Origin of the sequence: Polaribacter butkevichii (genome assembly GCF_038024105.1) — a bacterium.
Lineage (GTDB): Bacteria > Bacteroidota > Bacteroidia > Flavobacteriales > Flavobacteriaceae > Polaribacter > Polaribacter butkevichii.
The window spans coordinates 568,767-581,564 of the sequence record NZ_CP150661.1 but is presented as its reverse complement, the minus strand read 5'-3'; the positions used below and the strand labels follow the sequence as shown (position 1 = coordinate 581,564).

Annotated in this window: 9 protein-coding genes; 4 read left to right on the top strand and 5 right to left on the bottom strand. The window is 29.2% G+C overall.

Annotated elements, in window-relative coordinates; all coding sequences use genetic code 11:
• Window positions 1-23: 23 nt before the first annotated feature.
• Entirely contained in the window at window positions 24-662 is a 639-nt protein-coding gene (locus tag WG951_RS02030; protein ID WP_105048551.1) for a DUF937 domain-containing protein, read from the top strand.
• A 59-nt stretch (window positions 663-721) separates the two neighbouring features.
• On the opposite strand, the gene bshA is transcribed toward WG951_RS02030, so the two are convergent.
• Together bshA and WG951_RS02020 are read right to left on the bottom strand one after the other, a co-directional pair.
• Window positions 722-1,858, bottom strand: a complete 1,137-nt coding sequence (gene bshA / locus WG951_RS02025; protein ID WP_105048550.1) for an N-acetyl-alpha-D-glucosaminyl L-malate synthase BshA — start codon at window positions 1,856-1,858, stop codon at window positions 722-724.
• A gap of 178 nt (window positions 1,859-2,036) precedes the next feature.
• Window positions 2,037-2,882 carry a transketolase gene (locus WG951_RS02020; protein WP_105048549.1) on the bottom strand — a complete coding sequence of 282 codons (846 nt, stop codon included), beginning with the start codon at window positions 2,880-2,882 and terminating at the stop codon, window positions 2,037-2,039.
• A 318-nt stretch (window positions 2,883-3,200) separates the two neighbouring features.
• On the opposite strand from WG951_RS02020, the gene WG951_RS02015 reads away from it, so the two are divergent.
• Window positions 3,201-4,892: an AraC family transcriptional regulator gene (locus tag WG951_RS02015; RefSeq protein WP_340915179.1), complete on the top strand. Its 1,692-nt coding sequence runs from the start codon at window positions 3,201-3,203 to the stop codon at window positions 4,890-4,892.
• Here the strand turns inward: WG951_RS02015 and WG951_RS02010 are convergent.
• The 3 genes from WG951_RS02010 to dnaB form a co-directional block, all read right to left on the bottom strand.
• Complete coding sequence (locus WG951_RS02010; protein WP_105048548.1) at window positions 4,889-6,073, bottom strand: asparagine synthetase B; 1,185 nt, start codon at window positions 6,071-6,073, stop codon at window positions 4,889-4,891. The two genes, WG951_RS02015 and WG951_RS02010, sit on opposite strands and share 4 nt — an antisense overlap.
• Before the next feature lie 92 nt (window positions 6,074-6,165).
• Entirely contained in the window at window positions 6,166-6,924 is a 759-nt protein-coding gene (locus tag WG951_RS02005) for a hypothetical protein (RefSeq protein ID WP_105048547.1), read from the bottom strand.
• A gap of 17 nt (window positions 6,925-6,941) precedes the next feature.
• Window positions 6,942-8,462 carry a replicative DNA helicase gene (gene dnaB, locus WG951_RS02000; RefSeq protein ID WP_105048546.1) on the bottom strand — a complete coding sequence of 507 codons (1,521 nt, stop codon included), beginning with the start codon at window positions 8,460-8,462 and terminating at the stop codon, window positions 6,942-6,944.
• A gap of 213 nt (window positions 8,463-8,675) precedes the next feature.
• On the opposite strand from dnaB, the gene WG951_RS01995 reads away from it, so the two are divergent.
• On the top strand, window positions 8,676-9,752 hold the full coding sequence (locus tag WG951_RS01995; protein WP_105048545.1) for a DUF3810 domain-containing protein: 1,077 nt from the start codon (window positions 8,676-8,678) through the stop codon (window positions 9,750-9,752).
• Window positions 9,753-9,842: 90 nt separating this feature from the next.
• Window positions 9,843-12,791, top strand: a complete 2,949-nt coding sequence (locus WG951_RS01990) for an amidohydrolase family protein (protein WP_211296704.1) — start codon at window positions 9,843-9,845, stop codon at window positions 12,789-12,791.
• Window positions 12,792-12,798: the final 7 nt, after the last annotated feature.

Sequence of the window (12,798 nt, the reverse complement as noted above, 5' to 3'; positions counted from 1 at the left end):
AATTAATTATTAAAAACATAAAAATGGCAGGTATTTTAGATATATTAAATAGTGATTTAGGAAAACAAATTATTTCAGGAGTTTCTGGCTCTACAGGAAATGATTCTAGTAAAACAAGTAGTGTTTTAACAATGGCTTTGCCTGTTTTAATGAAAGCTATGGAAAGAAATGCTTCTACTCCAGAAGGTGCGGAGGGATTAATGGGGGCTTTAGCAAGCAAACATGATGGTAGTATTTTAGACAACCTTGGTGGTTTGTTTAATGGTGGAGTTGATGAATCTGTAAAACAAGATGGAGCAGGAATTTTAAGCCACATTTTAGGAAGTAAACAACAAGGTGTAGAACAAGTAATTGGTCAGAAATCTGGTTTAGATGCAGGTTCTGTAGCTAATATTTTAAAAGTTGCTGCTCCTTTATTAATGGGAGTTTTAGGAAAACAATCTCGTGAAAATAATGTTTCAGATTCTTCTGGTTTAGGTAATTTATTAGGTGGAATGTTAGGGGGGAATGAAACTGCAAACGAACAAAGTTTCTTAGAAAAAATATTAGATGCCGATGGTGATGGAAGTGTTATTGATGATGTAGCAGGAATGCTATTAGGTGGTGACAAAAAGAGCTCTGGTGGAATTGGAGGTTTACTTGGTGGACTTTTTGGAAAATAGATTTTTTCTAATTACTAAACATAAAAAAAGCTCAAACTTACTAGTTTGAGCTTTTTTAGTTATAACGCTTTACTTTTATAACAAGATTTATAAATTTCTTCATAAACGGGTAATATATTTTCTAAAGAAAATCTTTTTGTATGCTCTCTCGCATTCCTTTTAAAAGTTTCTAAAGTTTTATCATCTTTTAAAATAGAAATGGCATTTTTTGCCATGTCTTTTACGTCTCCTAAATCACTTAAATAACCGGTTACACCATGTATGTTAACTTCTGGTAAACCTCCTGTATTTGTAGATATTACAGGTGTTTTTGCAGCCATAGCTTCTAAAGCTGCCAAACCAAAACTCTCTGTTTGAGAAGGCAATAAAAAAACATCTGAATAACATAAAACCTTAGTTACTTCAGAACTATTTCCTAAGAAAAGTACATCATCAGAAATTTTTAATTCATTTACTAAATTTTCAGCGTGTATTCTTTCTGGTCCTTCACCTACTAATAATAATTTTGAAGGTATTTCTTTCTGAACTTCGTAAAAAACTTTAATAACATCTTCTACCCTTTTTACAGGTCTAAAATTACTTATGTGAGTTAAAATGCGTTCATGTGGTTTTGCAATGGCAATTCGATTACATTCTGTATCATGGGCAGTATCATACTTTTCTACATCAATAAAATTATAAATAACCTTTATATCTTTAGTGATGTTAAATAATGTATTTGTAGTTTCTTTTAAATTGTTAGAAACAGCAGTTACAACATCAGAATTATTAATACTAAACTCAACAGCTGTTTTATAGGTTGGATGACTCCCAACTAAAGTAATATCGGTTCCGTGCAATGTAGTTACTACTCTAACATCTAAACCTTTTTCTTTTAACATTTGCTTAGCCATGTAAGCTGCATATGCATGTGGTATTGCATAATGTACATGCAAAACTTCTAAATCATGTTTTCTAACAACTTCAACCATTTTACTAGACAAAGCTAACTCATAGGGTTGATATTCAAAAAGCGGATATTCTTCGATAACAACTTGATGAAAGTGTAAATTATGAGTTAAAAAGTCTAAACGAACTGGCTGGTTATAGGTAATAAAATGTACTTCATGACCTTTATCTGCTAACGCCATTCCTAATTCGGTTGCTACTACTCCACTTCCTCCAAATGTTGGATAACAAACAATTCCTATTTTCATTCTATATTCAAATATTTATGATTCAAAATTAAAAGACTGATGTGACATCAACTTGTTAGTGGTAAAGATAAAGGTATTCTTACAGTTCAAATCAAAATAAAATCATAAAAAAAAGAGCTTTTCAATATTAATGAAAAACTCCTTTTTGTATAATTTTTTTGAATCTTTTAATTCATTTTTAGTAATCCCCTAAAGTTACTGAGTTTTGAGCCAATGCATTTTCTAACTGCTCATCACTTGGTGCTTTACCATGCCATGCATGTGTGTGCATCATAAAATCTACACCATTACCCATTTCTGTATGTAATAAAATACAAACTGGTTTTCCTTTTCCTGTTAATGCCTTTGCTTCTGCTAAACCAGCTAATATTGCATCAATATCATTTCCTTTTTCTACATCTAAAACATCCCATCCAAAAGCTTCAAATTTTGCTCTAATGCTTCCCATTGGTAAAACTTGGTCTGTAGAACCATCAATTTGCTTTCCGTTTAAATCTATAGTAGCAATTAAGTTATCTACTTTTTTTGCTGATGCATACATAATTGCCTCCCAGTTTTGACCTTCTTGCAATTCACCATCACCATGTAATGTGTATACGATTTTATCATCACCGTTTAATTTTTTTGCTTGTGCAGCACCTAAACCTACAGATAAACCTTGACCTAGAGAACCAGAAGCGATTCTAACACCTGGTAAGCCTTCATGTGTTGTTGGATGCCCTTGTAAACGAGAATCTAACAATCTAAAAGTAGCTAATTCTTCTACAGGAAAAAAGCCACTATGCGCCAAAACACTATAAAATACTGGAGAAATATGTCCGTTAGAAAGGAAAAATAAATCTTCATTATTTCCATCCATTGTAAATTCTGTAGAATAGTCCATTACTTCTTGATATAAGCAAGTAATAAATTCTGCACATCCTAAAGAACCTCCTGGGTGACCAGAATTTACTTTGTGTACCATACGTAATATATCTCTACGAACTTGTTGCGTAAAATCTTGTAATTGTTGTGTCTTTGGCATTTTGTTATTTTAATTTGCACAAAAGTAATTTTTTATACACAATAGACAAAATAAAAATGAAAGTAAAAGAAAGGTTTGGTTATTTCTTTTTCACATAAATTTCCCACATTTATTATCTGTTGATAATTTAAACCTTTCTTTTTTACTTTGCTCTGTAAATATATTTTAAAAAAGAAGGTAATAAAAAAATGAGATGTCGTAATTCATGAATATAGCATAAGAGGGATAAAAGGGAAACCTAAAAGCTTGACTGTTAAAAATTAAATAAAAAGTACTTAAAAATATTAGAATAAAGTATTTTCGTAAAAAAAAAGAAAATTGAAATATTACCCTACTCTAACTATAGTTTTTCTATTAATTTATTCAATTAATACCTGTAGTCAAACAAAAGATTCTATAAACAACCTCAATTTTGATGAATTAACAAATAAGTATTATGAATATAAAGTTACAGATTCTTTAAAGGCAAGAAAATATGCGCAAGCCTTTTTTAACAAATCCATTAAAGAGAAAGATACTATAAATGTTATCAATGGAAAATATTATCTATGTGATCTTTTAAGAAAAGATTCTACTTACTTTAACTATATTGACTCAATAATTAGTAGAACAAAAAGGAAACCTAATAAAATGTTTCCAGCCTATCTATATTCTCTAAAAGGACGTTATTATTTAAATAGATATTATTTGAATAAATCTTTAAAAAATTATATTATAGCACTAAAGTATACTGAGTTATATAAAAATGATAGTTTAAAACATATTTTTAAACAGAAAATAAGTATTTTAAAATATAGAAATAAAAATTTTACTGAATCAAAGATGATAAATTTAGATTCTTATAATTTTTATAAAGAAAATCCTCATTTTATTAACCCTCGCGAATATTATACTCTATTATCTAATATTTCTTCCAATTATTTAAAAGAAAAAAAATATGATTCTGCTATTTTTTTTAATAAAGAATCATCTAAATATGCTTTAAAAAATAACTTTCTTTTTTTTATTCCTTATTCTATTTATAGAAAGGGTCAGATAGAATTAGATCAAAAAAAATACTCACTTGCAATAAGTCGTTTTAAAGAAGCGATACCAGGCATAATAGATGAAGAAAATTATTATATTTTATCAGAGTCATACAATTACATATCAAAAGCATATACAAGCTTAGGAAATAATGATGAAGCTTTAAAATATAATTTATTAATTGATTCTCTATATAGTAAAACTAAAATTATTCAAAAATCACAGAGAAATGCCTATCTATATTTAATAAATCATTATAAAGAAAAAAAGGACTTAAAAAAGCAATTAAATTATATTGAAAAGTTTTTAAAAATTGACAGCATTTTAAATTCTAGAGAAAAGAATCTTTCAAAAACTTTTTCTGAAAAATATGATAAAAAACGATTAATTGCAGAAAAAGAGAAAATTATTTATGAATTAAAAAATGATATATCGACATTTCAAAAAAGTAAAAACTATTTCTTAGTAATATTATTTATTGTAATTATTTTATTTTTATACCAATATAATAAGAGAAAAATTCAAAAAAAGAGTTTTGATAAAATTATAACTGATTTAAAAAACAAGAAGACTACAATATTAAATGAAGGTGAGAATAAAATTGAAAGTAGTAATATATCCAAAGAGATTATAAATGATATTTTAAGTAAATTACATTCTTTTGAAAAAAATAAAGGGTTTACAAATTCTGATATTACTTTAAGTAAACTTGCCAAAGAATTAAATACTAATTCTAATTATTTATCAAAAATAATAAATCAAAATAAAGGTGTAAATTTTTCTACTTATGTAAATAAATTAAGAATAAATTATATACTCTTATTATTAGAAGAAAATGAAGTAATTAGAAAATACACAATTGCTGCTATTGCTAATGAAGTAGGCTTTAAAAATGCAGAGTCTTTTTCTAAAGCTTTTTTTAAAGAAACCAAGTTAAAACCTTCTTTTTATATAAAAGAATTAGAAAACCAGAAAGTAACTTAAGTTTTTTGTTTCTTTTTCTTTGCAGCAGGAAACAAAACATTGTTTAAAATTAGTCGATAACCTGGTGACGTTGGGTGTAAATCTAATTCTGTTTTTGGGTCTCCCACTCTGTGTGTGTAATCTTCAGGATCATGTCCTCCATAAAAAGTAAACATTCCTTTACCTATGGTACCATGAATATAGCGAGCTTCTCTATTCGTTTTGTTTTCTCCTAAAACCAATACATTAGATTTAACGGTATTTCTATCAAAAGAAGTGGTTTGTCCCATAAAACCTTTTACCAAAACAGTATGATTTTGTGTTAACATTGTTGGCACAGGATCCCATTTTGCAGAAAATTCTCCTAAAGAAAAATAATCCGATGTTTTAGGAATTTTACGCTTGCTAGTCATATCAATTGTAGAAAACTCATATGTTGTTGGGTTTTTAATCAGTTGAAAGTCTTTAAATGCAAATGTTTTATTATAATTAATTTTTGATTGATAATTAGGTTCAGAAGCATCTCCATCAAACATAGATTCTGCAATATCTACTCCTTCTGCAGCCAAAGCTATATCAAAACTATCTGTAGCAGAACACATGGCAAACATAAACCCACCACCAACTACATAATCTCTTATTTTTTTGGCTACTGCTAACTTTTCTTCCGATACTTTAGTAAACCCTAATTCTTTTGCTTGTTTTTCTGCTCTTTGCTTACCTTCTATATACCAAGGAGCGCTTCTAAATGCTCCATAAAACTTTCCATACTGTCCGGTAAAATCTTCGTGATGCAAATGTAACCATTCATACAAAAGCAGTTTGTCTGCTAAGACTTCTTCATCATAAATTACATCAAACGGAATTTCTGCATAGGTTAAAACCATGGTTACAGCATCATCCCAAGGCATTTTGTCTTTTGGAGAATATACTGCTATTTTTGGAGCTTTTTCTAATGTAACTGCATCCTGGTTAGAAGATGGTGCTGATATTTCTTGCAAAATAAGCTGTGCTTTTGCATCAGAAATTACTTGATAAGAAACACCTCGTATTTTACATTCGTTCTCTACAATTTTATTATTTTCAATTAAAAAAGCACCTCCGTCATAATTTAATAGCCATTTAGATTTTAAGCCCGCTTCTAATGAAAAGTATACAATTCCGTAGGCTTTTAAATGATTTTTCTGATTCTCATAACTCATAGGTACATAAATAAAAGATGCCCAAATTGAGTTTGAGAGTAGGAAAAAGCTTAAGATTGATAAGAGTTTTTTCATTTAATAAACTTAAAAAATTATAATAATTCAATAAATTTATCAAAAAATGTATCATTATTCTTTCTTAATTCTTTTATAAAGTTATTTAATTTCACAGAGGAAGCAATCGTTAAAATGCTTGAAGCACTTTCATCAAATGATTTTGTGTTTGCAATTGTTGAATAATTTACCTCTGATATATTAAGACTTCCTTCATCTTTTAAAGAAGATTCATATAAAACTCCTTCTATGATAATCACAGGTATATAAATATTACAAAACTTTAAATTACTATTATTTGATTTTTCAACTAAATAATTACATGCATTAAGTAAACTTTTTGAAGCTGAATAAGCCAAATCTTTAGATTCTTTAAAAGCTGTAACTACATTATACCCGCATTCTGCAATTGAAGGAAAAATAAATTTAAGATTTTCATCTTTCCTTTTTGCTTCAGGTATTTTAGAAATTAATCTATCCGAATTTTTACTTCCTAAAATTTTATATCTTTTTGATTGTAAATTAAATAAATCTTTGTTTTTAAAAACAACCCAAGGTTTGTCTGTACTTTTTTTACATTCCACAACATAAGTCAAATTAATCCAAACTCCATTAACCAGTTTATTAGTATGAGCAATTATATCAATTTCTCTATATTTGTTTAAATCGATGTCTTTATAAAGAATTGATTGAGATACATGAAAACCTTCACTCTTAAAAGCTTTAGCAACCCTCATTTCAAATGGATATCCATTTTTTAAAATCCATTTTTCAACTTTTCTTTCTAATTCATTCATTTCATAAAAATATGAAATTAAAAAGGAACATCATCTACATCACTTCCAAAAGCATCTTTTGGATCAACTCCTCCTTGACCTGCAAAAGGATCTTCTGGGAAATCTGCATTCATCGATGATTGAAATTCACTACTAAAACCTTCTTCTAAATCTGAGAATTTTGCCAAATGCCCTGTAAATTTTAAACGAATATTATCTAAACCACCATTCCTGTGTTTTGCTACAATAAACTCTCCTTGTCCTTCACATGGTGTATGTTCATCATCATCCCATTCTGTCATTCCGTAATATTCTGGACGGAAAATAAAGGATACAATATCGGCATCTTGTTCAATTGCTCCAGATTCACGTAAATCAGATAATAAAGGTCTTTTAGAGCCTCCACGTGTTTCAACCGCACGAGATAATTGAGACAGTGCTATTACTGGTACCTCTAGTTCTTTTGCTAATGCTTTTAAGTTTCTAGAAATCATAGAGATTTCTTGTTCACGGTTTCCTCCTGCTTTACCTCCTGCTGTCATTAACTGTAAATAATCAATTACAAGAATTCTAACATTGTGTTGCGATACCAATCTTCGTGCTTTTGCACGTAAATCAAATACAGAAAGAGATGGTGTGTCATCTATAAAAATAGGAGCATCAGAAAGTCTTTTTACTTTTACATTTAACTGTTCCCACTCATGTGGTTCTAAGTTTCCTTTTCTTAATTTTTCTGAAGTTAAGCCTGTTTCCGAAGAAATCATACGCGTAATTAACTGTACAGAAGACATCTCTAATGAAAAAACGGCTACTCCATGACCAAAATCAATTGCCATATTTTTTGCCATAGAAATTACAAAGGCTGTTTTACCCATACCAGGACGTGCAGCAATAATTACTAAATCAGAAGGTTGCCAACCAGAAGTTAAGGCATCTAATTTGGTAAAACCTGTTGCCAAACCAGACATTCCTTCTTGATTACCTATTTCTTGAATCTTTTTTAAAGCTTGTTTTACAAGAGAACCTGCGTCTTCAGAACTCTTTTTTAAATTTCCTTGGGTAACTTCAAAAAGTTTTGCCTCTGCATCGTCTAATAAATCAAAAACATCGGTACTTTCATCATACGCATTTTCTATAATTTCACTAGATATTGAAATTAATTTACGCTGAATGTATTTTTGTAAGATAATTCTAGCGTGGAACTCAATATGTGCCGAAGAGGCTACTTTTTGAGTTAAACGAATTAAAAAGAAATCGCCACCAACAAATTCTAATTTCGACTTCTTTTTTAACAAGTTAGATACTGTTAATAGGTCTATCGGTTCAGAATTTTGAAACAATTCATAAATTGCAGCATAAATTTCTTGATGTTTTTGATCGTAAAAAGCATCAGAACTTAAGACGTCAATTACGTCGTCTATTCCCTTTTTATCAATCATCATTGCCCCTAAGACAGCTTCTTCCAACTCTAATACTTGTGGAGGAATCTTGCCTTTTTCAAGATTTACTAATCTTGATTTATCTATCTTTTTTCCTGCAACAGGAGTCGTTTTTTCCATTGTGACAAAGATACTTTTTTAGGTTGAAAATATTTTCTAAAACTTTACTTTAATTTGTGAACATTAATTGTAAACAAAAATGTTATTATCTTGTTAATAACCAGTCAATTTTCAAAATGAAATCTTATTTTTACCAACAAAGTTGGATTTTAAAAAAATAATTTGACTTCTTTTTAAATAGTAAAAACGTAATTTATCACTAAATTATTTTCCTTGAAGATACCTAAAAGACATATTTTTTTAACTCTTTTTTTACCCATTCAATTTTTTTTGATAAAATGGGCTGCCACACACCCTGAATTTATAGAAAAGTATTATTCAAATGGCATCTACCCGCCTATTTCATCCTTTTTAAGAATTATTTTAGGTTGGATTCCTTTTTCTTTTGGAGATGTTTTATTGGCTTTCGGTGTCTTTATTTTTATTCGTTTTATCTTTAGGTTGATAAAAACTCGGTTCAAAAATTTTATTCCTAAAATTATTCACTTTACAGCAATACTATCTGTTATTTATTTTTGTTTTTATCTTTTCTGGGGTTTAAATTATTACAGAGAACCTTTGGCTAAAAACTTAAATTATCAACAACAAAAATACACCACAGAGCAACTTAAAAAAGTAACAAAACAAGTTATTAAAAATTTAAATTATTATCAGCTTAAAATCACCAAAAACGATACTCTAAAAGTTAAAAACCCTTATTCTCAAAAGGAAATGTATGCCATGGCAATTTTAGGTTATCATCATTTATCTAAAGATTATCCGCAATTAAAATATCAACATAAATCAGTAAAAAGTTCTTTAATGAGTTTATTACAAACTTATAATGGAACGGCAGGCTATTTAAATCCTTTAACAGGAGAAGCGCAAGTTAATGATCGAATTCCTAAAACGGGTTACCCTACAACAACCTGCCATGAAATGGCACATCAAATTGGTTTTGCCGCAGAAAATGAAGCAAATTTTGTTGGTTTTTTAGCTGCAAATTATAATGAAGATTTCTATTTTAAATATGCCAGTTACAGAATGGCTTTTGGCTATTGTATTTCCGAATTAAGAAAACGAGATAAAACCCTTTCAAAAGAACTTTGGAAAACCGTAAACAAGGGAATTTCAAAAGATTTTAATGCAAGTTATACCTTTTGGCAACAATATAAAAACCCTTTTGAACCTATTGTTAAAAAAGGATATAATGCGTATTTAAAAGCTAACAAACAAGACAAAGGTGTACAATCATATAACTATGTTGTAGATTTATTTATTTCTTATTTTGAATCTTCTAAAGACATCTAATTTTCTTAATTTTTTGTTAAAAGATTGTGAATTAACATTCTTCAAAAATCATATTAATAAATTTAGCGCTCATCAATTAATTCAAACTACATGAAAAAACACTTTTTATTACTATTTTTCTTGTCCATTTCTTATGCAAATGCTCAAGATTATTTCCCTACGGATAGTGGCGTTAAAACAACAGAAGGCACCACTTTTGCTTTTATAAATGCAACCATTTTTGTTACACATAATGAAGTTATTGATAAAGGAACTTTACTCATTAAAGATGGTAAAGTTACTCGTATTGGTAAATCTGTTAAAATTCCTAAAGGCACAAAAACCATAGATTTAAATGGTAAAACAATCTATCCGTCTTTTATTGATATTTATTCAGATTTTGGACTTGCTAAACCATCTAAACAACCAAGTAGATCTAGAACAAGACAATATGAAGCAACCCGAGAAGGCTATTATTGGAACGATCACATTAGACCAGAAACCAACCCAATTACAGCTTTTAAATTTAATGCTAAACAAGCAAAAGAATTATTAGAAGCAGGTTTTGGTGTAGTAAATACACATTATAACGACGGAATTGTTCAAGGAAATGGTTTGCTAATTGCTTTAAACCCTAATTCGTCTGATGCTTACCGAATTTTAGACACTAAATCTGCTCAATATTTATCTTTTAATAAAAGTGCAAAATCTAACCAAGCCTACCCAAGTTCTAGAATGGGCGCAATGGCCTTATTACGTCAGGTTTTTAATGATGCAGATTGGTATGCTAAAGGAAACATGAAAAATAAAGATTTATCTTTAGAAGCTTTTAATGCAAATAAAAAGCTTTTGCAAATTTTTGAAACTAACACAGTTTTAGATGCATTAAGAGCAGATAAAGTTGGCGACGAGTTTGGCGTACAATACACTATTGTGGGTAGCGGAGAAGAATTTGAAAGAATTAATGATATTAAGGCAACTAATGCCAATTTTATTATTCCTATTAACTTTAGCAATGTTTATGATGTTTCAGACCCTTTACTAGCGCAACATATTACTTTAAGAGATATGCGAAAATGGAATCAAGAACCTTCTAATTTAAGTGTACTTTCTAAAAACGGAATTAACTTTGCGTTAACCACACACTCTTTAAAATCTTTAAGTTCTTTTCATAAAAATTTACAGAAAGCCATTAAATATGGTTTTGATAAAGAAAAAGCTTTAGCGGCGTTAACAACCATACCTGCAACTATTATAGGTAAAAGTACAGTTGGTAATTTAAAAGAAGGAAGTTATGCAAACTTTATTATTACTTCTGGTGATATTTTTGATTCTAAAACAACCATTTATGAAAACTGGGTTCAAGGTGATAAGAACGTAATTAATAACATGAATATCAAAGACATTACAGGTAATTATATGTTATATGTAAACAATACAAATTACAATTTAGCTATTACTGGTAAAGGCGCAAAACAAACGGCAACAATTACAAAAGGTGATAAAAAAATAAAATCTAAATTTTCTTATAAAGATGATTGGATTTCTATGACCTTAAATGATGATGGTCGTTTTACAAGATTATTAGGTAAAATTATAAACGCTTCTAATGTTATGCAAGGTGATGCTTTTGATACTCAAGGAAACAAATCTAACTGGTCTGCAAGTATAAAGGTAAGAAAGAATGCAAAGAAAAAATCAACAAAAAAAGAAAAGGAAGAAGCAATTATAGTTGTACCAGTAAGTTATCCTAATATTGGTTTCGGAAATTATGTTCAGCCAAAAGCAACAACAATTTTAGTGAAAAATGTTACTGTTTGGACAAGTGAGGATGAAGGTATTTTAGAAAATACAGATGTACTTTTAAAAGATGGAAAAATCACTAAAATAGGTAAAAACCTAAGAGCTAGTGGGGCAACAGAAATTGATGGAACTGGTAAACATTTAACAGCTGGTATTGTAGATGAGCATTCTCATATTGCCGCATCTTCTATAAATGAAGGTGCACAAAATTCTTCTGCAGAAGTTACTATAGAAGATGTTATTGACCCTAATGATATTAATATTTATAGAAACATTTCTGGAGGCACCACTACTTCTCAAATTTTACATGGTTCGGCAAATCCTATTGGTGGTCGTTCTGCAATTATCAAACTAAAATGGGGAGAAAATGCAGAAAACATGATTTACCATAATTCGCCTAAGTTTATAAAATTTGCTTTAGGAGAAAATGTAAAACAATCTCGTAGTACAAATGGTACTCGTTTTCCTCAAACAAGAATGGGTGTAGAACAAGTTTTTACAGATTATTTTACCAGAGCTCAAGAATATGATGCTTTAAAGAAAAGTGGAAAACCGTTTAGAAAAGATGCGGAAATGGAAACTTTAGTTGAAATTTTACACGGAGAACGTTTTATTTCTTGTCATTCTTACGTACAATCAGAAATTAATATGTTAATGAATGTTGCCGATAAAATGGGCTTTAAAATAAATACATTTACGCATATTTTAGAAGGATATAAAGTTGCTGATAAAATGAAAGTACGTGGTATTGGTGGTTCTACATTTTCTGACTGGTGGGCTTATAAATACGAAGTAAATGATGCAATACCTTACAATGCCGCAATTATGCACAATGCTGGTATTACAGTTGCTATTAATTCTGATGATAGAGAAATGTCTAGAAGATTGAATCAAGAAGCTGCAAAAACTGTTAAATATGGAGGAATGACAGAACTAGAAGCTTGGAAAATGGTTACAATTAATCCTGCTAAATTATTACATATTGACGACAAAGTAGGTAGTATAAAAGTGGGTAAAGATGCAGACGTTGTATTGTGGAGTCATCACCCAATGTCTATTTATGCGAAGGTTGAAAAAACAATTATTGACGGAAAAGTATTTTTTGATAGAATTGAAGATCTTAAAAAACGTGAAGCTATCAAACAAGAAAAAAGCAAGTTAATTAATATGATGTTGCAAGAAAAAATGAGTGGTGGAAAAACCCAAATTCCAACAAAAAGAAAAGATATTAATTTTCACTGCGATACAGAAATATAAAGCTACA

What these genes read in the sequence shown, in the direction of transcription:
- bshA (WP_105048550.1), bottom strand. Translation starts at nt 1,858, where the DNA reads ATGAAAATAGGAATTGTTTGTTATCCAACATTTGGAGGAAGTGGAGTA.
- WG951_RS02010 (WP_105048548.1), bottom strand. Translation starts at nt 6,073, where the DNA reads ATGAGTTATGAGAATCAGAAAAATCATTTAAAAGCCTACGGAATTGTA.
- WG951_RS02030 (WP_105048551.1), top strand. Translation starts at nt 24, where the DNA reads ATGGCAGGTATTTTAGATATATTAAATAGTGATTTAGGAAAACAAATT.
- dnaB (WP_105048546.1), bottom strand. Translation starts at nt 8,462, where the DNA reads ATGGAAAAAACGACTCCTGTTGCAGGAAAAAAGATAGATAAATCAAGA.
- WG951_RS02020 (WP_105048549.1), bottom strand. Translation starts at nt 2,882, where the DNA reads ATGCCAAAGACACAACAATTACAAGATTTTACGCAACAAGTTCGTAGA.
- WG951_RS01990 (WP_211296704.1), top strand. Translation starts at nt 9,843, where the DNA reads ATGAAAAAACACTTTTTATTACTATTTTTCTTGTCCATTTCTTATGCA.
- WG951_RS02005 (WP_105048547.1), bottom strand. Translation starts at nt 6,924, where the DNA reads ATGAATGAATTAGAAAGAAAAGTTGAAAAATGGATTTTAAAAAATGGA.